General features: G+C 45.1%; 20 protein-coding genes. 5 read left to right on the top strand and 15 right to left on the bottom strand.

Features of this window, described 5'->3' with window-relative positions:
* Positions 1–113: 113 nt before the first annotated feature.
* From FX988_RS00675 to FX988_RS00620, 12 genes are all read right to left on the bottom strand, one after another.
* The gene (locus FX988_RS00675; RefSeq protein WP_160177869.1) at positions 114–434 is read right to left on the bottom strand and encodes an EthD family reductase; all 321 of its coding nucleotides are present in this window, start codon (positions 432–434) and stop codon (positions 114–116) included.
* A 36-nt stretch (positions 435–470) separates the two neighbouring features.
* Positions 471–1,628, bottom strand: coding sequence for a porin (locus tag FX988_RS00670; RefSeq protein WP_160177868.1), 1,158 nt, complete (start codon positions 1,626–1,628; stop codon positions 471–473).
* Positions 1,629–1,813: 185 nt separating this feature from the next.
* Entirely contained in the window at positions 1,814–3,136 is a 1,323-nt protein-coding gene (locus tag FX988_RS00665; protein ID WP_160177867.1) for a DUF3422 family protein, read from the bottom strand.
* Between the two features lie 35 nt (positions 3,137–3,171).
* Positions 3,172–3,912 (bottom strand): ABC transporter ATP-binding protein, encoded by a 741-nt coding sequence (locus FX988_RS00660; RefSeq protein ID WP_160177866.1) that lies wholly within the window; start codon positions 3,910–3,912, stop codon positions 3,172–3,174.
* Positions 3,905–4,675: an ABC transporter permease gene (locus FX988_RS00655; RefSeq protein WP_201751650.1), complete on the bottom strand. Its 771-nt coding sequence runs from the start codon at positions 4,673–4,675 to the stop codon at positions 3,905–3,907. Before FX988_RS00655 ends, FX988_RS00660 begins: the two co-directional genes overlap by 8 nt.
* A 52-nt stretch (positions 4,676–4,727) precedes the next feature.
* Positions 4,728–5,768 (bottom strand): ABC transporter substrate-binding protein, encoded by a 1,041-nt coding sequence (locus tag FX988_RS00650; protein WP_160177865.1) that lies wholly within the window; start codon positions 5,766–5,768, stop codon positions 4,728–4,730.
* A 93-nt stretch (positions 5,769–5,861) separates the two neighbouring features.
* Positions 5,862–8,207, bottom strand: a complete 2,346-nt coding sequence (locus FX988_RS00645) for a TonB-dependent receptor (protein WP_412761916.1) — start codon at positions 8,205–8,207, stop codon at positions 5,862–5,864.
* Positions 8,207–10,516 (bottom strand): TonB-dependent receptor, encoded by a 2,310-nt coding sequence (locus tag FX988_RS00640; RefSeq protein ID WP_160182048.1) that lies wholly within the window; start codon positions 10,514–10,516, stop codon positions 8,207–8,209. The genes FX988_RS00645 and FX988_RS00640 overlap by 1 nt, the downstream gene beginning before the upstream one ends.
* 207 nt (positions 10,517–10,723) lie before the next feature.
* On the bottom strand, positions 10,724–11,500 hold the full coding sequence (locus FX988_RS00635; RefSeq protein ID WP_160177864.1) for an ABC transporter permease: 777 nt from the start codon (positions 11,498–11,500) through the stop codon (positions 10,724–10,726).
* On the bottom strand, positions 11,497–12,354 hold the full coding sequence (locus FX988_RS00630; RefSeq protein ID WP_160177863.1) for an ABC transporter ATP-binding protein: 858 nt from the start codon (positions 12,352–12,354) through the stop codon (positions 11,497–11,499). Before FX988_RS00630 ends, FX988_RS00635 begins: the two co-directional genes overlap by 4 nt.
* Complete coding sequence (locus FX988_RS00625; RefSeq protein ID WP_160177862.1) at positions 12,351–13,340, bottom strand: YVTN family beta-propeller repeat protein; 990 nt, start codon at positions 13,338–13,340, stop codon at positions 12,351–12,353. The genes FX988_RS00630 and FX988_RS00625 overlap by 4 nt, the downstream gene beginning before the upstream one ends.
* Positions 13,341–13,366: 26 nt before the next feature.
* A complete protein-coding gene (locus FX988_RS00620) occupies positions 13,367–14,584 on the bottom strand; it encodes an ABC transporter substrate-binding protein (protein WP_160177861.1) in 1,218 nt (405 codons plus the stop codon).
* Between the two features lie 299 nt (positions 14,585–14,883).
* Here FX988_RS00620 and pedF point away from each other — a divergent pair, with 299 nt between their 5' ends.
* From pedF to FX988_RS00595, 5 genes are all read left to right on the top strand, one after another.
* Positions 14,884–15,324, top strand: a complete 441-nt coding sequence (gene pedF / locus FX988_RS00615) for a cytochrome c-550 PedF (RefSeq protein ID WP_160177860.1) — start codon at positions 14,884–14,886, stop codon at positions 15,322–15,324.
* Positions 15,311–16,195 carry a substrate-binding periplasmic protein gene (locus FX988_RS00610; protein WP_160177859.1) on the top strand — a complete coding sequence of 295 codons (885 nt, stop codon included), beginning with the start codon at positions 15,311–15,313 and terminating at the stop codon, positions 16,193–16,195. Before pedF ends, FX988_RS00610 begins: the two co-directional genes overlap by 14 nt.
* Before the next feature lie 197 nt (positions 16,196–16,392).
* The gene (locus FX988_RS00605; protein ID WP_160177858.1) at positions 16,393–18,156 is read left to right on the top strand and encodes a PQQ-dependent methanol/ethanol family dehydrogenase; all 1,764 of its coding nucleotides are present in this window, start codon (positions 16,393–16,395) and stop codon (positions 18,154–18,156) included.
* Positions 18,157–18,403: 247 nt separating this feature from the next.
* On the top strand, positions 18,404–18,733 hold the full coding sequence (locus tag FX988_RS00600) for a YciI-like protein (protein WP_254700683.1): 330 nt from the start codon (positions 18,404–18,406) through the stop codon (positions 18,731–18,733).
* A gap of 412 nt (positions 18,734–19,145) precedes the next feature.
* Entirely contained in the window at positions 19,146–21,074 is a 1,929-nt protein-coding gene (locus FX988_RS00595) for a sialate O-acetylesterase (RefSeq protein WP_160177857.1), read from the top strand.
* Between the two features lie 235 nt (positions 21,075–21,309).
* Here FX988_RS00595 and FX988_RS00590 read toward each other — a convergent pair whose 3' ends face one another.
* From FX988_RS00590 to FX988_RS00580, 3 genes are all read right to left on the bottom strand, one after another.
* The gene (locus FX988_RS00590) at positions 21,310–22,224 is read right to left on the bottom strand and encodes a DUF1080 domain-containing protein (protein WP_160177856.1); all 915 of its coding nucleotides are present in this window, start codon (positions 22,222–22,224) and stop codon (positions 21,310–21,312) included.
* 504 nt (positions 22,225–22,728) lie between these two features.
* Complete coding sequence (locus tag FX988_RS00585; RefSeq protein ID WP_160177855.1) at positions 22,729–23,547, bottom strand: SDR family oxidoreductase; 819 nt, start codon at positions 23,545–23,547, stop codon at positions 22,729–22,731.
* A 45-nt stretch (positions 23,548–23,592) separates the two neighbouring features.
* Positions 23,593–24,237 carry a 2-hydroxychromene-2-carboxylate isomerase gene (locus FX988_RS00580; RefSeq protein WP_160177854.1) on the bottom strand — a complete coding sequence of 215 codons (645 nt, stop codon included), beginning with the start codon at positions 24,235–24,237 and terminating at the stop codon, positions 23,593–23,595.
* Between the last annotated feature and the right edge of the window lie 77 nt (positions 24,238–24,314).

Genomic DNA, 24,314 nt, shown 5'->3' with positions numbered 1-24,314 from the left:
TAAAATATTCTATCTTATTTAGCGCTTGCAACCCACCCTAAATTAACAGTTTTTTAACACAAAAACGCAGTAAAAATCTGTGTTTTACTGCGTCAGGTAATAACGCGTTCCAATCAACCATCTATTCCAATTAAAATGCTCGGTGCGCCCCCTGATGATATGCGTACCGCATCACTGGCCACAGTTTGCATTTCTTTGCTCGTCAGTGTTTTTTGCAATGCATTCATAGAACTAAAAAACATACTAAACATTTGATAGTACTTGGGTATTTCATCGCCAACAGCAACAAACTTAGTCACTGTGTAAGGTAACTCGTCCGTTTTAGGAATGCTTAAAGCTTGTTGAAACATGTCTAAGTGCAAAACATAATCTCGCTCAAATTGAGCTTTATCTAAAGGCTGCGGATACAAAACTACTAATTTAACGTTTTCCATTGTGAGAACTCCTCAGTCCGTTCCAATTAATTCAGCTTAAAAAGTCACGACTGCACCAACAGAAATCGTGTCATTGTCTTCACCCGCCAACGAGTTCGTTACGTCTGCTTCAGTGTGGTTGTATTCGAAAACGGCGGTGAGTCCCGGGCGCAGCGTATTGAAATAAGCGAACCCCGTATTTGTATGTTCTGCATCTAATATACTGTTAGTGTTTTCCACTTCAGTTCTGCCGTGGGTAACAACAAATCTATGGTCGTCCATGGTATGAGACACTTGAAATAACATACCGTCAGTCTCGATCACCTCAGGGCCAACCAACTGATCTAGCCCTGCAACATGCCCTAAGCCTTTAGTGCTATACCCCGACGCACTCAGTGCAAGGCCCGCAAACTTTACTTTCGCACCATAGCCCACGCCTGATTGATCTTGTTCTATTCCATCAACTTCACTGGATTGGCTAACACCACTTAACCACGCCATGAATGAGCCACTGTCAAAGGTGGAGTTGTACATTAATTCAGCCTCAAAACGCGGTAAGTCTTCAGAAGAGTCAGATGACACTTTGTTAGGGTCCATCAGGCCCACCGCAATCTTGAAACCATTGAATTCAGGCGATCGATAAGTGATTTGCGCCTTAGGGAACGGATACGTATAGCCAGTACTAATGTTACCAAATGTCACGTTACCGCCATCGACTAGACCAAAAAAGTCAGAGGTTTGGCCGAACCCCAAAAGTAATTCATCGTTTAAAATATTGGCGCGGTTAAACAGACCGAAGTCTTTACCGATAAGCACTTCCCCCCAATCCGCTTTGACTGTCGCATAAAATTGGCGAACGTCAATCAACGAGCCGGTCCCCAAATCAGCGGGAGAGGCGTCCCGATTATTATCAGAATCGTTTATGGACACCCAAAAAGAAGAGCGCATTTCGATCTTCATGTCTGATAACTGATTTGAAAAGTTAAAGCCTACATTATTCGGTAAAAACCCCATACGTACTCGAGATTGATCTCTGTCTGTACCTACCCCCGCTGCATCAGTGGTTTCAATTGAACTGTTGGAATAGAAGGCGTTGACCAAACCGTCGGCACTGAAGCTCAAACCGTCATTTTCGTATATGTCTATTTTAGCCGCAGCACTGAAGGAAGTAGCGATCGCCACTGACAAGAGGCCATATTTCGTTAATGTGTTCATGATTGTGTTTCCCGTTTTTTGTTTTCGTTCATCGGGATCATATAAACACCAGCCATACGACAGAATTGCACGAGGTAACGAAATCACGCGTTATTTAGTATGACGAAAAAGAACTAGTACTTAAGGAGGGACGCACTTTGCAAACACAACCGACAGTAGTAGCCGAGCAGAATCGAATAAAAAAGTCAGTGAGTGTGTTTTTTGATAGTCCGCAAGAGCAAACGCATCGCTAGCCAAGTAGAAAGTAGAAGTACAGGAACAGAAATGCCCTTGACTAGAATTTTATCGAGCGCTAAATCAACCGATTCGAGCGCATTTAGCACGTAATCCAGCAGGCTCATGGAGTAATACACAATCGCCACAATAGACACACCTTCCACTATTTGTTGCAATCGTAATTGCACTTCTCCTCTTCGATTGATCGCAGCGAGCAATTTTTGGTTCTGTTGTTCAATCGATAAATCAACTCTTGTTCGCAGCAAACCACTTGCCCGTTCGATGCGACCGGTTAGCGCGTCTAATCGGCGTGTTAACGCCTGACACGTTTTAACACCAGGGCCAAGCCTTCGAGTGACAAACTCACTTAAGCGTTCTTTGTGGTTTAGCTCTTGCTCTTTGAGCTGAGTAATGCGTGAGCACACAAGTTCGTAGTAGGCATCCGTGGCACTAAATCGATAGCTAATATCAGCCAGTATTTGCTCTGTTTGATTGGCTAAATGCGATAAAGCGCTGAGCATTTCACCATCATCAGCATCCTTAGTGCTCGCCATACTTTGATTTATTCCCACTAAGCGCTGCTCTATTTGTGCTACATCAGCAGACAACGCTTTAGCAATGGGCAAACTTAACAGCGCCATCATTTGATATGTTTCAATTTCCAGCAAACGCTGCACTAAGCGACCTGCTTGATAGTTATTTAATTGCGATGTCTCAATATACACTCGGGAAAAACCATCGCTGTGAACTCGAAAGGAAGTGAACACGTTGGCTCGCCCACTGGCTACCGTGCTACCGAAGACTTGATAGTTTTCAAACGCTTGGCGAAGTAGCCCATCACTCGGTGGTTCAGCACGCAAAACCAAATTAACAGCACTTACCAGCTCTCCTACTAATTCATCAAACCATTGCTGGGGCACAAACTCGATAGCAAAACTGTCAAATAATGCCTCACTGACGCCCTTTCTAATAAAGGTGTAACTGGAGAATTCTAGGTGTCGTTCCCAGCGGATCTCGAAACCCGTGAAATGCTGATAATAGCAACACGCATCCGACTCTGGAGGTGGCGCATTATAACGTGCACACAAGGTGCATAGTTGCTGAAACTCTTTCCCTCTCTGGTCTTGGTTAATTCGCACAGCAATGTGGCTAACAGTGGAACAAGTCGCCATTTGGACACTGGGCCGGTTATGCAATTCTTGACTCAAGCTTTGTCGTGTTTCTGATACCCAAAGACGAGGTCTATTTTTAATAACGTCGGTCACAGCTTCTCTATTAAGTTGTATCGTCATTCTGATGACTTCATCATTTTGCTAGTCAGCGCACATCAAATAACACTGCCTGCAAGCAAGCTTGGGTATTTTGCTAATAAAGCGGCTTGCCAGCTAAGTTCAGCAGCGCCAGATTCTGTTCGCGGACGCGTTAGAGCAACGGATTCTTGATGTACGATACGACTCGGCGACTGACTCAAGAATAGAATTCGATCAGCTAAGTACACTGCCTCTTGCAAATCGTGCGTCACAAAAATCACACTGCACCCTTGCCGCTGACAAAATTTAATAAGCAACAAACGCAGACGAGCTGCCGTAGGGGCATCAAGTGAATTAAACGGCTCATCAAGTAGCAACAACTTGGGGTTAATAAGAAAAGCACGGGCGATACTGACTCTGCGCTGCATACCTCCAGACAACGTGCGAGGGTAGCAGTTTTGTTTGCCTTCTAGCCCAACACTCGACAGTAATTCATCAATGGTGTCCGGGTGACTGTTTGGCTGTACTAACCTCAAGTTTTGCTCAACCGTTAACCAAGGCATCAATCTGGGTTGTTGAAAGATGTAACCAATTGGGGGACACATCTGATCGTTCAACGGCTCCCCATCAAATACAATATTGCCCACCTCGCTTGGTTCGAGGCCACTTATTAAATTGAGCAAGGTTGTTTTACCGCAGCCTGAAGGGCCAATGATCGCAACGAACTCCCCTGCCCCTAAATCAAATTCGATATTATCGAGTACCTTCGTGCCTTGTATATACTGTTTATTTTCGATGCGAACGGTAAGTTCAGCCATGCCCTCTTCCCCGAGCGATTAACCTATCAAGTGGACGAAAAACAACGGCTTCAATGCACAGTATGATGCTGATAAAGGCACATGTGTAAGCCAAAATACCAGTGATATCAAAGAACTGAAATTGGGTATTTAGTGCAAAGCCCACTCCGTCACTGCGCCCAAGTAACTCAACAACGAGTACAATTTTCCAGATCAATGACAGCCCAGAGCGAGCTGATGCCATGATAAAGGGATACAATTGCGGCAAAAACACCTTGAAAAAGGTACGCTTGGGCGACAATCGATAGATTTTAGCCACAGCCAGCAAATCGTGATCCACGACCCGCGCGCCTTCTCGGATCATCACCACAACCGTAGGGATTTTGTTCAGCACCACCGCGGCAATCGCAGCACTTTCGACCAAACCGAACCAAATATAACACAGCAAAATGGTTACCAAAGCAGGTACATTTAGAGCGATGATCAACGCCGTATCAGTCAATTGATTGAGCTTTGAATACGTTCCCATCAGCACGCCTATGACGACACCAATGAGCATTGAAATAACAAAACTGATGGCCACACGCTTGAGCGTGACCCATAGATTTAAAAGCATATCTCCTTGGGTGAGATGAAAATGAATGCTGCTTAGCACCCCAGTGCAGCTAGGGAAATCAGGACTGGCTACAAACCACGCGGCCGCTTGCCAGGTTGCCCCAACGAGCAAGACTGTCCCTATACGGATAAACAACCAGCGACGCCTAGCCTGGCTCAAAAATGACATTGAGGACAAGCAGGCAACAATAGCAGGCAGGTTTGCGCGACGAGAAGGAATGTCATTGAGCGCTTTCATCTTCAACCACAGGGTTCCAGGTTAATAAACGCTGGTCAAACGCATAGAATGTATGCTCATCAAGGGATGTGGCATTGCCTACCAAGTTGTGTCCACCTTGCTCCGCCAATACAGTAAATATGTCTTTCGTTGCCATTAATTCCTCAGGACCAAACCGATGCAATAAGCCCCTTCGATATTCGGTTTGTAACCCCGTAAACACCTCATCATTTTCAGCTTTAGTTAAATGGCGAATTCGCGCCCATTCATCATCTGATGAGTAAAGAATTTGCTTTGCGGCCAATGATGCTCGCAAAAAACCTTTGATGCTCTTCGCATGCTGATCAGCCCAAGGTTTTTTGAATGCCCAGCCCAGCAGAGGCACATCGTTTTCAATGTGAAGGGCGTGTAATATTTCTGGCACCGTGACCAATAGTCGATACCCTTTGGCTTTTAAGCGTGCACCGTAGTGCCAAAAGTTGATCCCCGCATCAAGCTCGCCTCTGAGCATAAGGACGTTAAGTAGAACAGGAGACATAAAACTCGGCGCGGTTTTGTTTTTTATATCAAAACCATATTGAGCTTGTGCATATGCCTGCAGTAACAACCAGTTTTTATCCACCTCGCCACCAGCAATACCGACTTTTTTATTCGCTAAATCGCGAACATCCTTAGCAGGTGAGTCTTTTGGAACATACAAGCCCCCGGTAGCAATAGAAGTGGGGAAAAGTGTAATATCTTTATCGTTAGCGCGTTGGCGATTTACCCATAGCCAATCGGTTAGAATGATGTCCACTGCATTACTTTGCAAAGCCACTGCGGAAGCGTTTTTACTGCCCAAAGATAATACGTCTAACGTGAATCCGTATTTTTTATCCAGCTTGTGGTGTTTAATTACATCCACTTCCCAATTAACCGTGCCGTATTTCAACACTCCTAGGCGCACGTTCGGCGTCTTCTGTGCAAAGGTTTTCATACTCATCGCCATCACGATCACAACCACGCTAAATATCAGTAAACGTCGTATTTCTGCGCCCTTGAACATTGACTACTCCTCTTACGCTTAATCGCCCCAATTAGTGACTAGACTCGTTTAAATCTGTACCCGCTTTTTAATAGATGACATATAACTCAAGCATTAAAATCTTGCTTCAATGCCCAAATGAATCGCTCTGGGTTGGCCTCCAAAGTAGCGGTAAGAGCCAAACGCATAATCTGCGCGACTGGCATATCGCTCGTCTAGTACATTCTCTAGTCGCGCCAAAAGACGCACTTTATCAGACAGCGAAAATTGACCACGTAGTTGCAACAAATTATGCCCTTGGTATTCATGCTCATTCGATGGATCTAGGTAGTAACTACCGACGTGCGCCCATTCGAGCTCCAACGATGAGTCTTTAGTGGGCTGCCAAGCGAGACGCACGTTGCCCAACTGACGTGGAGCCGTATCGACGTCGCTCCCTTTTAGAACACCGCTATTGGCATGTTCCGATTCGTATTGGTGAATCGCGTAGGTGTAATTAACCGCAATAGATACGTTGCTAGCTATTGGATAATCAATCCCCACTTCCACGCCTTTGTGAGACGTTTCAGCATCAGTCACATTCAGGCCATCATCATCTCTGAAGAAGAAGTGCTCTTTAGTCATATAAAAAGCCACCAGCTCAAAGTTCATATCAAGTGCTAAGCCTCTTACCCCAACCTCTTGGCTCCTAATTTCTTCTGATTCAATTTGTCCTGCTACTTGCTGGTTTTGAATTCGGTACAAGTCGGTCGTCTGCGGTGCTCTGAATCCCTGAGACCAATCAGCAAATAGCGCGACGCTCTCATTCATCAAATAATTAAACCCTATCTTGCTGCTGACGTTATCGAAATTATCTTTGCTGTCAGCTGGGCGTTGATACAAACATGCCACAGGCTCATTGTTACCATTAACACATGGGCTGCCGTCAGCCTGTGTGGTGCCATCAGCAAGCCGGTTTTTATAATCGTAATGGGTGCTATCAAAACGTACACTGGCAGACATTCTCAACGCGTGACTGTATTGCCAGTCGGCTTGAACATAAGGAGCTAACGTCAACACATCAACCTCGTAGTCGTAATGCACACCTTGCTGGCGCGCTTTACCAAAGCTAAAGGTACTGGCCTTTTGTTGGGTTTCAGTCAGCTCGCCTGAAGTCCACTCTGCATCAGCCCCCATAACAAGAGCGAGACGCGGGTCAAATTGCCAATGATAACTACTGGTCAATCCAAAACTGGAGTGGCTATTTTCTTCTATCGCTTCAGAGGGTAAATAATGCTGGCGAAACTCCATATCATTCGTTCGAACGTAAGGCGTAAGCACAAAATATCTGTCATCAGACAAAGTACGTTGCCACTTACTCGCAACACGAATTGATGACCATTTTCGGTAGGCGTCGTCTTCGCAGTTTTTTTCCATTGCTTGGGTGTCTTTAAATAAGCGGTCATCTGCGTAAGTAGATTCAAAGCAACCTTCTCCATTGTCGCCAGAAGCAATAAAACCCGCGGTATTTTGGTCAAGTACGAAGCCAGCAACACTGGTCGTTATCGCGTTTAGCTCATCACGATATTCATGACGCAGCCCCACTTTGGCTGATGTGAAATCACTGTCGTCTTGGTATCCGCCATTATCTATTAATTGCGTATTAATGCTCAAACCGTGTGGACCAAAATCATTGCCCAGAGTACCTTGCACTTGATAGTGCTCGTTTGGCCCAAGTAGCAAAGATACGTCCCCGCCGTCACGTACCGCTTGATTAATCACATTCACCACACCGTGAACTGCATTTGAGCCATAAATCGCACTCGCTGGACCACGTACGATATCCACTTCTTGTGCTTGTGCTAAGTTAAGCTCTGATAAGCCGTTGTTATTTGCAAAACCTGCTGCACGTGTTGCAATGCCATCTTCTAGAATTAAAAAAGCCCCCCCTGCACCCGGTCCGGTCAGTACGGGAGAGCGTAAAGAAGGCAAAGACTCCATGCCATTATTGGCTTGTACATACACTCCACTAGCGCAATTAAGTAGATCGCTTGGATAAACCGAGCTTACCGTTTGAATATCTTGGCGATTGATGCGCGCCAAATTACCAGTCAGTGTTAATAGGTTTTCCGCTTGACGCGTGCCTGTAACAACAATGACATCAGATATATCAGTCGTTGTAACCTGTGACTCAGACCGGTCTTCTTTGAACATATTGGCTTTCGCAGTATTTGCCTCGGCAGCTTTGGCTTCGGCGATACTCGCTGCAACCAAGCTGGTAACAGCCAGCATGGAAAGCTGAAAAACGGGGATTCTTTTTTTAACTGACTCTCGAAACATCACAGTTCTCAAAGTATTCGATAATGTATGTTTTATGCTATTGCTCACCTGTTTTTTATTCTTTCCTCCTTTAGTATGACTACTCTCGTCAATTAAGGCAGAAAGACGGCATTTTCGATGAATATCAGCATGCTTAGTCATTAAAACTGTACCTGCACGTTGGCCGTTACTCGTCTTGGACTGCCTGGGCCAACAAAAAAAGCCTCATCAATTTCAGGGTATACGTCCTCTAACACCTCATCTGGCTCACCATAGGTACCAAAGGTATGGTATTGGCGGTCAAAGGCGTTATCGATCCGCGCTGAAAGCTGCACAGACTCACTTACTTGATACTTGGCATACACATTGGCAATTGCGTAAGACGATATTTTTTTATTCTCATTTGCTTCATCCCCGCGGTAGTACGATGACGATGAGAACAACCACTCGGCGCCTATACTCAGTGCTTCGTTCAGTGCCCAATCGGTGTGAATTTTCACTTGATGCTGAGGCTGGCCAGGGATCGTGTCTCCAGCTTCCACTTGACGACCTCCTCCTAAGGGATTATTCGGACTAAATGTGACAAACTCTGATTCGAAAGTAGCGTCTAAGTAACTGTAATTGGCACCGAAGCTAAAGTTTTCTCGCTGATGCAAGAAAGACAGCTCTGCCCCTTGGCGATTGGTTTTATCAACATTGATAAAGTAGCCCTCTGACTGCGTCACACCCGCTTGTTGAAAAATAATGTCATCCACGCTTTTGGTGCGATACAAAGTGGCCGTTAGCGTATTAGCATCAGTGTGATAATCAACTGACGCCTCAATGGTTTTCGCAACGACTTTATTCAGTGGCGGATCGGCCACAAAACCATTGGGTAATTTACACGGGTCATCTTCATCGGCACAACTTAGCTCTGCTGGGCTTGGCATACGTGACGACTCACTGTAACTCAGTGATATATCCCATGTTGGGGAAACAGAATACTTAACGCCTAACGCTGGGTTGAAGCGATTAAAATGGTGCTCGCCGTTTAACGAACCCTCACCAACATCTATCCTGTCATGCATCGATATTTTACTGTCGTTATAGCGCCCAGAGACACTGAGTAACCAGCGCTCATCAAAGCGCACTGAGTAACCTGAGTAGAGGTAGTGCTCATAAGTTTTTACCCCTAGTCTCACTTGAGACTCACTATCAAAAAATCCTGTGGGTGATACTGAACGGTCATCCTCTGGTGTGCTGTTATGCAAAATACCAAACTCGGTATCACTGATAAAATCGATATCAGCTTGATCGATACCGCCACCAATGACCCACTCATGCTCTGCATGCTGAGTTTTTTTACTGTGCATAAGCTGCAAAGCTAAGCCATAACTTTTGTTTTCGGTAGCGCTTTGGTTCAACGTGCCGTCTATATCGTCAGCGTCCAAATCAGAAATGTCACTGAAGCTTACCTCTGGGGCATAACCCACAAATTCGACACGCTCTACCTCGTCATCTTCTTCCTCACACAAGGTAACAACATTATTAAACTCACATTCTTCGTAGTCGCTGTCATCACCGTTAGTGGTGTCAATATTGTTGCGTCTGTAATAGCTGTTTGCTTGCATTGTAAAACCGTTGCCTAACGCTGACTCAGTGCTAAGCGCAAACATGCGGTGATCGTTTTCAGTTTTATCTGGGTAGGTGTAAATAGCGTCGTACCCTTGGGCGACTTGTAATCCCTCGGGCACAGCACCATTGCCGGTCAGGGCGTTGTCATTAGCCGCGGCGAATAACTCAAGGTGATGAATATCCCCTTGGTAGGTTAGTGTGCCTAGTACCTGCTTCAAATCACTGCTTGAAAAGTCCCGCCAGCCGTCTTCGCTCAAACGGTTAATCGCCACATAATAGCCCCAACGGCCATTGTTTCCGCCGCTTTGCACCGTCGCTTGGCGTTGACCGAAGCTGGCTATTTGTAGGTCCAGTTCATTACGCGCGAAGGTGAAACCATTTTTGACCCGCATATCTAATGCACCGCCTAAGGTATTTTGCCCAAAACTAGGGTTTGAGCCCGAGTACAACGCGACGCTATCAAGGGCTGCAAAAGGAATAAGATCCCAGTTGACGGTATCGCCAAATGGTTCGTTAAATCGAATACCGTTGAGGTATAAAGAGATACCTTGGGGTAACCCAAGCAAAGGCGACGCGGTAAATCCGCGGTATTGCACGTCAGGTTGAAAAGGATTGTTCTGTACATCGTTGATATGCACGCTGTTTAAACGATTTTTCATGTGTTGCGACAGCGAGAGCGCATTGCTTTGCGCTAACTCCTCTGTGCTAATGGTTTGTATACTGCCAATGATACTGGTGGTGTTGTGTTCACTAAAAAGAGGATTCTGGCCAAACACACTGATCGTTTCAAGACTGGCGATTTCACTTGCCATGCCCTCAAAACTTAACATTACACCGACTGCGACTACATATCTCATCATCAATTCCATTGCATTAGTTATCACTTCAACAAGGAAATTAACGGATAGATGCCTTTGCTACAACTTACGCCAAGAAAAGAAAGAACTAAAATAATCTATATAATTCATAACGTTAACTAAAAGTCATTCTTAAGCCTCCTTCTAAAGTAGGAGGCCATTCCTGCCAAAGTCAGCGCGCATTACTGCTTGTAAAGCAGGGAGACATTATCCACGACCTCGAAACGTCACTAGGGCAATAACGCAAGTCACCAAGGCGCTGCTGAACACCACGGTAAAAGCAAGTTCATTGACTTGCCCGTACAGCGCAAATCGCAATAACTCGACACAGTGCGTAAAGGGGTTAAACTGACAGATCCAAAACAACACGGCGCTTGCTTCTTGCATTTTCCATAAGGGATACAGTGCACTGGACAAGAAAAACATCGGAAAAATGACAAAGTTCATCACGCCTGCAAAGTTCTCTAACTGAGTAATAAGATTCGCGAGCATTAATCCCAGCGCGCTGAGGAAAAACGCTATCAAGAAAATAGCAGGTACAGCATATAGGTATCCCGTAAATTCAATATCGACTCCCACCAATCGGGTGATGAATAAAAATATAAGCACTTGAAGCGTCGACAAAATAGCACCGGCCACAAGTTTACTAAAGAGCAAAAAGGGCCGAGGCATTGGGCTCATAAGTAAGACTTTCATACTGCCCATCTCTCGGTCATACACCATAGACAACGAGCTTTGCATGCAATGAAATAAGATGATCATGCCGCCAAGCCCGGGCGTAATATATTGCTGATAGGTGATGTAGGTACTGTAGGGTTCCATTATTGAGATCCCCAGCGCAGATCGAAACCCAGCCGCAAACACAACCAGCCACAACAATGGTCGCACCAATACGCTCAATAAGCGGGTTCTTTGTTGTAAGAAGCGCAATACCTCTCGCTTAACAATGCCATTCATGCAGTATAAGTACGTTGCTGGGTTCATAGTGCCTCCATGCTGGCGGTTAACGTACGGTAAAGCTGAGGCACCTCATCGACATCATATTGGGCACATAAATCTCGGGTAACCCCTTGCGCTTTAACTTGCCCACTATTAAGCACAACCAAGCTGTCTTGTGCACTGATTTCATCCATCAGGTGCGTCGCCCACAACACACAAAGGCCTTGTCGCTCAGTTAAGGTGCGCACGTATTTGATGATCAGCGCGCGGCTCTCTATATCAAGCCCTACGGTAGGTTCATCAAGTAATAGCACCTTAGGCTGATGTAACAGGGCTCGGGCTATTTCTACCCGCCGGCGATGGCCCCCATTCAAGGCTCTGACTTTCACAGCCAGCTTGTCATTGAGGGATAACCCCAACAGTATTTCACCAATATGACTCAGAGCATTCGCCGAGGAAATACCGTGCAGCGATGCGTGGTACAACAAGTTCTGTTGAACGGTTAAATCTAGGTCCAAGGTGCTTTGTTGAAACACCACTCCCGTTGAGCGCATGATGTCCTTGCGGGCGCTTTGCAGGCTCAAGCCACATACTTTGATGTCACTATTGGCCTCATCGTCTGCAAGGCGTTTGTTGGCGCCTGCGTTAGCTCCCGGGGCAGACTTTAAACCGGTAAGCAAAGAAAATAAGGTACTTTTACCCGCACCATTTGGTCCAAGCAGAATATTGATACCCTGTGTCAGGGTTAAATTCACGCAGTCAAGCACGCGCTTTTTGCCATAGCGGTATGACAAATTTCGCACCTCGATACTGGAGTGGGTTATTTTATGACTGGGTTGGTTGTTGTTCGAAATTTTCTGCCTAACCGGGTTAAGCTTCGCGTCTGATGGCTTGTTCATTGCGCACCACGCACAACTACGCCCCATGGGTAACGCCCGACTTTGATAGAATGCGTGACCTTACGCTTTGCAATATCGATTACCGACACATCCCCGCTAACACCATTGGTAGTTAACAGCGTGCTTTGGTCTTGATTAAACGCCAGTTGCCAAACTCGTCTACCTACCAGTAAATATTCTTCGATATTCATGCTAGGCACATCTATGACCGCCACATGATTGGCTGGGCCCAGTGCAACGAATGCTGTTTTGCCATCACCGCTCAACTCCACTCCTACTGGCTGTACTTTGTCCCTATGCACCCCTGAAATAGCGAAGGTGAATTCATGAATAACCTGACGGGTATTAACGTCAAACACGCTCAAGGTGCCACCAATTTCAGAGCTAACCCAGAGCTGCTTGCCATCTTGAGAAAACTTTGCCGATCTGGGGCGTGCGCCGACCAGTGAATTATCGATGTTTTCGTAAGTTTCTGTGTCTATCCAGTGCACCATATTGGTTGTTTCCGAGGTAACCACAACCAGTTTACCGTCGGGGCTGACAGCTAGACCCTCGGGCTCTACACCCACATCGATTTGTGTAATCACTTGTCTCGATGCAATATCAATTACCGTGAGCAGGGCATCATCTTCATTCGAGGTATAAATAGTTTTGCCATTGGGGTGCAGCGCAATGGTTTCGGGGTCTTCTCCTGAAGGTAAGTCTCCTATAACGGTTTCATTAACTAAATCAATGATCTGAATACTGTCAGAATCACTGGCACACAAATAAGCAATAGTGCCATCATGGCTCAGTACCAACCCTCTGGGCCGTTGACCAACGTCAAACTCTCGCAGCACTTTGTGCTGTGCAAGATTGATGACCGAAATAGTGTTGTCCTTTTCATTGGAAACGTAAGCGAGTTCTTGTGCGTGTGCCAAAGTGATAACATTGCAGCCAAACAAGATCCCCAGCATTAGCGATATATTAAAAATGTTCTTTTTCATATGTGACCTCTGGTGATATTGGCGGCTCATTTGCAGCGCATTTCGCGTGCATCAAAACCTAAGGTATCAAGTTCGTTTGTGGGATGTAGCATGCCCGCTTGGGGCGATTCAGACACAAAAGCGTTGGGTTGCACCAACGCCAAGGGCATTCTTAACTGACCATTCCATGAGCGAAAACTGAGCTTACGCCCTTTATATGCAGCCAATTCAAAGTCATCAGAGTGAATATAATCAATTAATTCTGCCGGTTTACCTGAACCTGTTTGCTGGGCCGCTTGAGCGACACTTTGCACTGCTAAATAAGCACTGAAATCTAATTCATTCATGTCTCTTGCTGCCATTTTGCGAAAACGACTTTGCAATTGCGCCGCCCCCCACTGCTCTATAACTCGATGCCATGCCAGTGCTTCTAGTCCTGCTGAACCGATAACTGGCCTTGGCAAATATGTGTTGTAAGGAATGAATTCGGCGAAGTCCTTGTGAGCATCAGCGACAAAGACCACATCATAGGGGCGCGAGGTTTGGGTAAATAGCGGAATTTCTTGCTGAGTACTGCGGCGCAAGTCAGTGTTAAAATCCCACACTTTTTGCTCGATAATACTTAATCCAAAACGTCTAGCTGCAAGAGAAAACGCATATGCTATATGCTCATCGGCCACTCCCTTGCCTTTAATCAACAGTATCTTCGATAAACGCTTTGCCACAAGCCATTGTGCTAATGCGTCTGATTTCATTCGGTAACTTGGGACTGTGTGTAGCACAGATGACAAACACAAGGTGTGGCGCATATCATCGGCCGGCTCATTGACATTAAACACCAGCACTGGTTTGTTTTTCGCCCATCTGTCTATGGTTTCAAACACTCCGCTGTCAGCACTGACAAGAAATATAAACACGCCATTTTTAAACTGCTGATCAATACGCTTAAGTAATTCTTGAGGTGCGTGCAATTTAAACTTAGATAACGTGAAGGACTGGCCAATAAATCTACCTGTTGAGTTAGCATCAGCCACCGCTAACTGCGCGCCAAGCAAGCCGCTGTCTTCAGGTAACACATTGATATTACTGAACGTTGCCACAGGCGCTTCATCTAGCTTTACGTAATTTACTTCAAAACTAAGGGGGGCATTTTCAGCAGCCGAATGGCCATTCCACAGCAAAATACAAACTGTAGACAAAACCCAAGTGAGACGGTTAATAACGCTTATTTTCTGCTTCAATAAACGGCTTGTTTCCATGTTCATAGTCCGCTCTTCTCCTTACGCTAAATTTCACACTAATTTGCACACTACAGTTCATGCTAAAACGACTTTTAACATCAGCATATAGAAGAACACCCGTGTTGGAAATTCTGGGCCACATCCACTAACTATTTGAATTTAAAGAGTTAAGTGTATTTTCACTGAGAAACTTTGTTAAAAATCATCCTAAAGGATGAGATTTAATCTAGCTAAAGTGCAATGTGTAGAAGCCTCGCAGATGAGTAAGCTGAACCTCGTTAAATAAATAACTAACCCGTTACATACAAAGAGGATAAACGGTGATGATCAGACATATATTAAGCCGCAGTATTTTTATAGCGGCCATAACCACTTGCTCATTTGGTTTGGCCGCACATGGCTCTGTCACCCCCCAGGGTGTTGATACCTCAACCTTACCCGAGTTAGGCGAAGAATGGTCTGACACAAACCCTTATCGTGACGCCGAAGGTCATGATCGTGAAGAGATTTTGCGAGTGGGCTCGTCAGCTTACAATCAAAACTGTGCACGGTGTCATGGCTTAGGTGGTGTATCAGGAGGTATCGCACCTGATTTACGTATGCTTGCCCCAGACTACGATGGAGACGAATGGTACGTATATCGCGTACAAAACGGGGCCGTACGAAACGGTGCTGTTTATATGCCTAAAATGACCGAACACCTCAATCAGGAGGCATTGTGGGCCATTCGTAGCTGGTTAGAGTCTGTCAGTGACACCCAGTAACGCTTTGCTTCGTATTTTATGGGCGGTTTGCGCGCTGTTCCTTTGGGAAACGTGTCTAGCTCGCCCATTCGATGACATCGTACAGACCAAATTTATTACGGTTGCCGTATATCGCGATTTCGCGCCTTTTTCGTTTCAGGAAAACGGCAAAGATTTGGGCATTGATGTGGAAATAGCGAAGCATATTGCCCAGCAGTTAGGCGTAGAGCTCAAGTTAAAATGGGCCACTGCAGATGAGTCTGTAGAAGATGACCTGCGTAACAATATCTGGAAAGGACATTTTCTTGACCGTACTGTGGCAGACCTGATGTTGCGCGTTCCTTATGATAAAAAATACAGCTTAAAACGCGATGACATAGGTGAATTAGTGAACGGCCAAGTACATATGTTTGCCCCCTATCATGTGGAATCATGGCAGATAGTGTTCGACCAAACAGCGATTGAATCCGTGCCGACAATAGCTGTTTTTCAATACCATGATATCGGCGTTGAAAACGATTCAGTCCCTCAGTTTTATTTGATGTCAGCCTTTGCTGGCCGGATGCGCGAAAGAAGCAAACAATTCGTCACCATCCCATTAGCAATTCAAGCAATGCAAGCAAAAGAAGTCGACGCAGTAATGGGGATGCGCAGTCAAATCAGCTATTTCCATAGCCAGTTAGACAGCGAACGCTATCCCTTGGCACAAAACGGTTTCCCGAATATTGGCAAACAAAAGTGGGACATCGGCATGGCCGTCAAGGCGGATTATCGCCAGTTGGGTTATGCCATAGGCGATATTGTTGAGCAAATGACGAAAGACGGCACCATGAGAAAGATATTTGAGGATTACCAGATTACATATGAAACCCCTGAATATTATTCTCCCTGAACTTACGCCTAAAGCTCTCCTACTAAGTGATGAATAAATATCCTACGCCTGAGTCATAGAGCCAATTAAACACACAGAATACTATGCATCTACCCTAATAAAGGTTCCGTTTTAACGATATGAAATACAGAGCAATGACCTTAATTAGCCCCTGAATTCAAACACGCAAAAAACTAAAATTTCATGAGGAAATAACGATGAACAATAAAGGTATGAAAGCAGTATTGTCATTATCAGTGCTCATATCCATTGCACTGTCCCCTGCGGTATCCGCAAACGTTACCGACAAAGATATTTTAAATGACCAAGCGACCACAGATGATGTGGTGTCGTATGGCATGGGCCTTAAAGGCCAACGCTACAGCCCCCTGTCAAAAATTAACGGCGACACGGTGAAAGAGATACGTCCCGTTTGGGCATTTTCATTAGGTGGCGAAAAGCAGCGAGGGCAAGAGTCACAACCTTTAATTAAAGATGGCGTTATGTACGTCACGGGTTCGTATTCTCGGGTTTATGCAATTGACGCCAACACGGGTGACGAACTTTGGCAATATGATGCCCGTTTGCCTGACGGTATTATGCCCTGTTGCGATGTGATCAATCGCGGTGTAGCCCTGTACGGTGAACTCGTTATTTTCGGTACGTTAGACGCCAAATTAGTCGCTTTGAATAAAGACACAGGTAAAGTCGTTTGGAAGAAAAAAGTCGAAGATTATAAAGCTGGTTACTCTATCACTGCCGCCCCTATCATTGTGAAAGGCAAGATCATTACGGGTGTAGCCGGTGGTGAATTTGGCGTTGTCGGTAAAGTGCGTGCTTACGACGCAGTCAATGGACAACTTGTATGGGAGCGTCCCACTGTTGAAGGGCATATGGGTTACATATGGAAAGACGGAAAGAAAACCGAGAACGGCATATCCGGTGGAAAGCCAGGTCAAACCTGGCCTGGTGATTTATGGAAGTCAGGGGGCGCTGCGCCTTGGTTAGGCGGCACTTATGATCCTGATGTAGATTTACTCTTCTTCGGCACAGGTAACCCAGCTCCGTGGAACTCTCACCTTCGCCCAGGCGACAATCTATATTCTTCATCCCGTTTAGCGATTGACCCAGACACTGGCAAAATAGTGTGGCACTTTCAATCGACCCCACACGATGGATGGGATTTTGATGGCGTAAATGAACTGATTTCTTTTGACTACCAAGAAAATGGCAAAACAATAAAAGCGGCTGGTTCTGCGGATAGAAACGGATTCTTTTACGTATTAAATCGTGAAAACGGAGATTACATTCGAGGTTTCCCATTCGCTGATAAAATTACATGGGCTTCAGGGTTAGATAAAGATGGGCGTCCTATATACGTGGATAGCAACCGCCCAGGCGATCCTTCAGACTCAAAAGACGGTACGCAAGGCACATCTGTGGTTTCTGCACCTGCTTTCTTAGGAGCCAAAAACTGGATGCCTATGGCCTACAGCAAAGACACAGAACTGTTTTATGTGCCGTCAAATGAGTGGGAAATGGATATATGGAACGAACCTACCGCTTATAAAAAAGGTGCCGCTTATCTCGGTGCGGGTTTTACCATTAAACCTATCAACGAAGCATATATAGGTGTACTGAAAGCAATCGATCCGAAAACAGGTAAAGAAGTATGGCGCTATCAAAACTACGCCCCTTTATGGGGAGGTGTTTTAGCTACAGCTGGCAACCTAGTGTTTATGGGTAATCCTGAGGGTTATCTACTTGCCTTTGATGCTAAAACTGGACAAGTAAAATACAAATTCAATACTGGCTCAGGCATAGTCGGCTCACCTGTTACCTGGGAAATGGACGGTGAACAGTACATTTCCGTATTATCAGGCTGGGGCGGCGCCGTTCCACTTTGGGGAGGTGACGTAGCCCAGCGTGTTAAACACTTTAACCAAGGCGGCAGCGTTTGGACTTTCAAGCTTCCTAAATAGTCTGCGCTCTACCCGCTAACCAATTCGATGTTTTAACAAATAATCCAGACCAGTCTAGCTGGTCTTTTTTTTGGCTCCTGTTAGCATTAATCTATTCTCTCAAGCCATTGAGCGGCAGCTATGTTTTATTTACGCATTTCATGTCAGGCTTATTTAAATAATTATCAACACCCGCTTGTGCACTTAGCTCCACTTCCTTGTTACTATCTTTCCTACCTAAGCTGTATACTTTGCAATCGACTTTAAGATGTACACTGCGAAAGTAGAAGAAGGAATAGAGAACGAGATGTATTATCTGCTGACATATGACGTCGAGGCTGACTATTTTAAAAGGCGTGAAGCTTACAGGGATGAACACTTGAAGCTTGCGCGAGCAGCTTGTGAAAAGGGTGAACTACGTTTAGGCGGCGCACTAACGGAGCCAAACGCGGGAGCCATGCTGTTGTTCGAAGGTGTCTCGGCAAACGCCGCCGAAGAGTTTGCTAAACATGATCCCTATGTAATTCACGGTTTAGTTAAGCATTGGCACGTACAAGAATGGGCGATTGTGATTGGCGCTGGGGTTGAACCAATCTAAAGTATCAAGTCAATCTTAACGCCGATCAAAGTGTTCAATACATGCCCATGCCATTCGCTCAGGTATATATAGTGACTATCTTATACCCAATCGAGGGATCTTAAATGGGGCGGCACCTGAAAAGGCTTTATTTCTAGGTAGTTTGGCGCCCATCAACGCGATTGCCGAAACGAGCGATGGTTTTTTGTGACGTATACAGGATAAGAATGATGATGTGGCAAGCATGCTCATTAATCTGTTTTCTCGAGGAGGCTTGACGCTTCAAAGGCTTTCATCTTTAAATACAGTCTCAAATAAAATCTCTGCGCGCAAAACCATATAACATAAAGGGAAGAGACTATTTCTGCATACGATAACAGTGTAAATTTTAGCCAAGGCATATTGGGTTTATTGGGGCGAAAAGGGAGTTGTGATGGGACGGGTAATATTGATAGGGCTATTCATTTTTATGGGCTGTAACAGCAAAGTACATGCGCTGACATTATCACCGCTCTTTTCAGATCATATGGTATTACAGCGAGATAAACCTGTACGCCTTTGGGGGGAAGCCACAGCTAACCAAACGGTCAGCATAAATTTGCTGGGAAAAAGCTACTCCACCCAGGCAGCAAAAAACGGAAGCTGGGAATTAATACTGCCCCCTCACAGCAAAGCTGGGCCATTTAATATCACTATTGACGCAGATGAGACTAAAACCATTCGAGATGTGTATTTTGGTGAAGTCTGGCTAGCCAGTGGCCAATCTAACATGGAGTGGAAATTAAAAGGTGACGTGGTCGGCAAAGATGAAGAGATTGCTTCAGCGGATAGGCCACTCATTCGCTTTTTTGACATACCCTACGCCCTAGCTGCCAGTAAGCAAAAGCACCTGCCCCAAAGTCATTGGCAAGTTGCCTCCTCTGAAAATGCCGGTTACTTTTCTGCCGTCGCATGGTTTTTTGCCAGAAAATTGCAACAAGAAGAAAACGTTGCTGTGGGGATCATCGAGAGTAATTGGGGCGGAACACCAGCAGAAGCCTGGCTTGATTTAGACGTAGTCAGCACTTTAGATGGATACGAAAAGCAAAGCGCTGAGGTTAAAGCACAGCAAAATTGGCCAGATATTCTTGCGCTAAACGAAGAAAAAAGCGCACAAAAATGGCAACGTATTAACGATCTCGAAACTGCACTTAAGCAACCTGCGCTTAAACAAACCTATGACGATAGTCAGTGGCAAAACATAGACTTACCCAACAAAGGCCCTTTGCATCATTTTGTTTGGTTACGTCGCGAATTTAGCTTAAAAGACGTCCCTAAAACGCCCATTACCTTAGAATTTGGTGATATCAAGCAAAATGCATTCATCTTTGTAAATGGTCAACATATAGCCAGCGAAGATTGGGAAACAACCGGCTCCACGCATGTCATACCAGCAGCTGTTCTGCAACCTGGCAAGAACCTTATCACCCTGCGAGTGAACAGTGACTGGGATAATCAAGTATTTGTCGGTAAACCAGAACAAATTTGGTTAACAATAGGCACTGAAAAACATGACATTCATCAACACTGGCGCATGACAAATAGCCTTGAAGCACCTATGCCTAAAGTGATGAACTACAGTTTTACCCCTAGTTTTATATACAATGCCATGATTTATCCATTACTCCCCTATACAGCCCAAGGCGTTATTTGGTATCAAGGGGAAAGCAATGTAAACAAGCACGAGTATTACCACGCCCTTTTTAGCAACTTAATTGCTAACTGGCGTGAGCGAGCCCAAGCACCTGACCTGCCCTTTTTGTTTGTACAAATATCCGCTTATCTTCCACCAAGTGAATTGCAACCTAGTAGCAAATGGGCTTATTTACGTGATGCCCAGCGCCAAACCTTGTCACTGCCTAACACAGGCATGACTGTGGCATTAGATGTAGGCAGTGCTGATGACTTACATCCAAAGCAAAAACGCCCAGTGGGTGAACGCTTATGGCGACAAGCAGCAGCCAAGGTATATGGATACGACATAGTAGCAAGCGGCCCGGAGTTTTCCCAAATGCACGTTTCAGGCGGCAGGATTAAGGGCGAAGTCACACTCACTTTTAATCATGCTCAAGGCCTAACAACCAAGAATAATGCGCCACTAAAGGGCTTTATTATCGCTGGGGATGACAAGGTGTTTCAGATAGCAAATGCACGAATTGAAGGGAATACAGTTGTGGTATCTCACTTTGATATAAAAACGCCTAAAGCAGTACGCTATGCATGGGCGAATAATCCCATTGCTAACCTCATTAATGCTGAAAATTTACCTGCGGTACCGTTTAGAACAGACGATTGGCTTGAAGGTGACATCAGTGCACAGTAACGACAGCGTGTTTTGATTATTACGACTGTGGGTTCGATGTGCGACTTAGACTCTATAAATATGCATATGTATTAAAATATACGCTCACACAATCGGTACAAAAACGCATCACGACCACAAGACGAATGCCTAATCGCAATCATGAATCGCGTTATTTTATAGCGATAAGCGCGAAGTCGAAATCCACAAGCGCTTAGCTAATTTAATGCAATGCAAGCCAGATCCATTGTCTACGTTAAGGCAGTTGTTTAATCCGTATATTTCGATAAAACACTTCAGCCCCTTCCGATTGAAATTCAATTTTCCCTTTCGTCAATGCCACCTGCCGTCCATCAATAATCTGCCTAGAATGGTAACCGCGAAACACCTCATGGCCGTTAATTATGTGAATAACGACTTGGTCATCAGCTATGACCTCCATGGTATCCCATTGGCCAATCGGGTTCTCAAACTCCCCTAACTTCAATACGCGGTTAGCTATGTCTTTACACATAGGCATATCTGGATCGTAGCGATAAAAGTGCCAGTCGCCTTGATTGGCGTTACCACAATGGGTATCAATCAATACACCGTCAAGACTATGATAATCGCCACTGTCACCGACTTGAATTTGCATTTCATGGCTACGCATCCAGTGATTCATCGATGCGCCAGGTTCACCCACAGCAAAATACAATACGCCGCTATCACGCGGTAAGTGTTCTCTTGGTGGCCATTTTTTATCGCCCCATTTCACATCAAATTTAAGGTGAAAGTGTTCATATTCTTTGGTGGTGCTGATACCGCCCCACTCTTCACCTGATATGCGCAGCATCCCATTGTGCACGCTGAAGACCTTGTTAGGGTCGTTGTTTACGCCGCGCACAGGCAAATCATCCGGATCTTGATATGTACTGTCTTTGGGTTGGTAACTCACAAAGGTTTGCCAGCCTTGTAGGTCATTCCCGTTAAAAAGCGACACCCACTCACCTTCCGTCTCATCTACTGAGCTAGATCTTACGCCCAAAGTGCTGTTATTCGCTGCGGGCGTTATTACTTCATTACCTTTCTGTGTATGACTTAACGTAGCAAGAGTTTGGTCACTGTCACAGCCTGATAATGCTAAACTCGCGGCTATCGAAAAATATGTGAGGGTTTTATTAAGCGCCATTTTATTTTCACTGTTTATTGTGAGGAATTCATCCCACCAGTGTAAGGAATTAGACACCAAATTCGATAGTCAAAACAGGTAACGGGTTTGTGTAATTGCCCAAACTTAAACTGACAAGCACACAGATCACCAAGCCAAATGATACCCCAGCGATTTAATGCCACTAGAGGGAAAGCTCATAAGAACATGCCCAAACGGCTATCTGTTTAAACCAAAAAACGACAGGATGACGTTAACTTGTAAACACAAACACGTAAAAGCGCAGGCCAGTACTACAAAGTAGTTGAAAAACATAAACACCCAATCAATGGGGGGTTAAGGTGTGCTCAAACTCGAAAGAGGACAGGTTAGTTTTAAATAAAGGGCTATCATTCAAGCGCCTTGATTAAGTCCTTTTAAATTTTCGCTGAGTGGTTAATTATTTAATGGAATTGGTATTATAACTTAGCGAGTACACCATACGACCCTATGGCTATCGTCGCACGCCAACATAATGTATTGTTCTTAAAAAATAGATCTCGCCATACCTCCATCTAATACAAAATTTTGACCGATAGTGAATTTTGCGGCTTCACTGCATAATACTGCTACAAATTGAGCAAGGTCTTCTGCTTGCCCCAATGTTTGGGTAGGGATATCGAATAAACTTAACGTCACTCTGTGTACAATTTCAGGGGTTATTTCGGCATCTGACGATAAACCTAATTTCTCTTTAATCATCGCTTTATGAGGGCCCGCAATCTCTAACATACCTTCAGTGGCGTACATACCAGGCAAAACACTGTTAATAGCCACATTGTTTTTAGCTAGTTTACGAGACACCACGGCTGTATAGTTGGCTAATGCAGAGCGAGCGGGGCCTGATAACATACGCATGTCCAATGGGTGCTTTGCTGCGACGGTAGCAATATTGACGTATCTGCCCCAACCTCGCTCCGCCATGCCCGATGTAAAGCGCCTCATCAATTCAACGGGGCCAATCAATCCATTATCAACAGAGTGATGCCAATCATCTTCAGTTATGTCATTGTAATCCCAAACTAATGGGGGAGGAGAAATAGTCACTACCATAATATCTGGATTTGGGCACGCCGCTTCCAACTTTTCACGTCCAGCGAGGCTTGCATGGTCTGCAACGATGGGCGTAACCTTTGCTTCCGTGAGCTCTGAAATGTTTTTTGCTGCTGCGAATAGGCGCGCTTCTCTTCGGGCTGAAATATACAGCTCGCAGCCAGCTTTACCAAGTTCGATTGCGGTGGCTTTGCCCATGCCAGCGCTGCCGCCTGCAATGATGGCCTTTTTACCTTTTATTCCAAGATCCATACCTTCCTCTCTTTAGTTTTATTATTAATAGTGGCAGTGAGATGATTAAGCCTTAAGGCCTTGTTTATCTAAGCGCCAGCGTAAAGTGTTGATTCGGTCTTGTCCGAAAAAAGGTTCCAAATTATATACCATGGTGGGAACCCCCCAATGGCCAGCCTCCTCTAGTTGTTTTTGGTTTTGCTCAATTTCAAGCATAAAATCGTATTCTTGTATGGCGGCATCCATCTGAGTTAGATCTAGGCCGATTGATGCAATAGCATCGTGAAGTTTGCTACCTTGGTCCCAGTTTGGTGTACCGGTCCAAATCAAATGAGATACCGCGTACGCAAAATCAATGCCCTTTCCTTGTCGCTGAGCTTCTACGCCGAGTGCAGTTAACCGATAGATAAATGGTTGCTCTTCAGACAACTCGAACGTAGCCATGTTTTGAACGATAGGATCAGGATTTGGTACGGCGATTGTCATACCTAGATATTCAGCACGACGCATAGCATCTAAAATGATATAGCGAACTTTTTTCTGCCCTACAGGATCATCAAAAAGAGTCTCTTTAGTACGTAATGCTATGGGCAATACAGGTTTTAAATTTAGGTTTACCCTGTAATCGTCACGTAGTTTTAACAGGTCTGGTGTGACCAAGTAAGAATATGGACTGCGGAATGAAAAATAGACATCGACGGATAAATTCATATATGACCTCGTTATACTTTGTGCAAGATAGCGAAATCATACTAGTAGCTTCAAAAACAGTACGCTGTTCAGTAGCG

The organism is Paraglaciecola mesophila (assembly GCF_009906955.1).
Lineage (GTDB): Bacteria > Pseudomonadota > Gammaproteobacteria > Enterobacterales > Alteromonadaceae > Paraglaciecola > Paraglaciecola mesophila_A.
Note: the sequence above shows the minus strand (reverse complement) of the source record. Positions and strands in the feature narration are given on the sequence as shown.

Excerpts from the sequence above, each read along its gene's own strand:
- pedF (WP_160177860.1), top strand. The coding sequence starts at position 14,884 with ATGATCAGACATATATTAAGCCGCAGTATTTTTATAGCGGCCATAACC.
- FX988_RS00635 (WP_160177864.1), bottom strand. The coding sequence starts at position 11,500 with ATGAACCCAGCAACGTACTTATACTGCATGAATGGCATTGTTAAGCGA.
- FX988_RS00650 (WP_160177865.1), bottom strand. The coding sequence starts at position 5,768 with ATGTTCAAGGGCGCAGAAATACGACGTTTACTGATATTTAGCGTGGTT.
- FX988_RS00670 (WP_160177868.1), bottom strand. The coding sequence starts at position 1,628 with ATGAACACATTAACGAAATATGGCCTCTTGTCAGTGGCGATCGCTACT.
- FX988_RS00605 (WP_160177858.1), top strand. The coding sequence starts at position 16,393 with ATGAACAATAAAGGTATGAAAGCAGTATTGTCATTATCAGTGCTCATA.
- FX988_RS00600 (WP_254700683.1), top strand. The coding sequence starts at position 18,404 with ATGTACACTGCGAAAGTAGAAGAAGGAATAGAGAACGAGATGTATTAT.
- FX988_RS00630 (WP_160177863.1), bottom strand. The coding sequence starts at position 12,354 with ATGAACAAGCCATCAGACGCGAAGCTTAACCCGGTTAGGCAGAAAATT.
- FX988_RS00580 (WP_160177854.1), bottom strand. The coding sequence starts at position 24,237 with ATGAATTTATCCGTCGATGTCTATTTTTCATTCCGCAGTCCATATTCT.
- FX988_RS00665 (WP_160177867.1), bottom strand. The coding sequence starts at position 3,136 with ATGACGATACAACTTAATAGAGAAGCTGTGACCGACGTTATTAAAAAT.
- FX988_RS00620 (WP_160177861.1), bottom strand. The coding sequence starts at position 14,584 with ATGAACATGGAAACAAGCCGTTTATTGAAGCAGAAAATAAGCGTTATT.
- FX988_RS00655 (WP_201751650.1), bottom strand. The coding sequence starts at position 4,675 with ATGTCATTTTTGAGCCAGGCTAGGCGTCGCTGGTTGTTTATCCGTATA.
- FX988_RS00640 (WP_160182048.1), bottom strand. The coding sequence starts at position 10,516 with ATGAGATATGTAGTCGCAGTCGGTGTAATGTTAAGTTTTGAGGGCATG.
- FX988_RS00660 (WP_160177866.1), bottom strand. The coding sequence starts at position 3,912 with ATGGCTGAACTTACCGTTCGCATCGAAAATAAACAGTATATACAAGGC.
- FX988_RS00585 (WP_160177855.1), bottom strand. The coding sequence starts at position 23,547 with ATGGATCTTGGAATAAAAGGTAAAAAGGCCATCATTGCAGGCGGCAGC.
- FX988_RS00590 (WP_160177856.1), bottom strand. The coding sequence starts at position 22,224 with ATGGCGCTTAATAAAACCCTCACATATTTTTCGATAGCCGCGAGTTTA.
- FX988_RS00675 (WP_160177869.1), bottom strand. The coding sequence starts at position 434 with ATGGAAAACGTTAAATTAGTAGTTTTGTATCCGCAGCCTTTAGATAAA.
- FX988_RS00625 (WP_160177862.1), bottom strand. The coding sequence starts at position 13,340 with ATGAAAAAGAACATTTTTAATATATCGCTAATGCTGGGGATCTTGTTT.
- FX988_RS00645 (WP_412761916.1), bottom strand. The coding sequence starts at position 8,207 with ATGACTAAGCATGCTGATATTCATCGAAAATGCCGTCTTTCTGCCTTA.
- FX988_RS00595 (WP_160177857.1), top strand. The coding sequence starts at position 19,146 with ATGGGACGGGTAATATTGATAGGGCTATTCATTTTTATGGGCTGTAAC.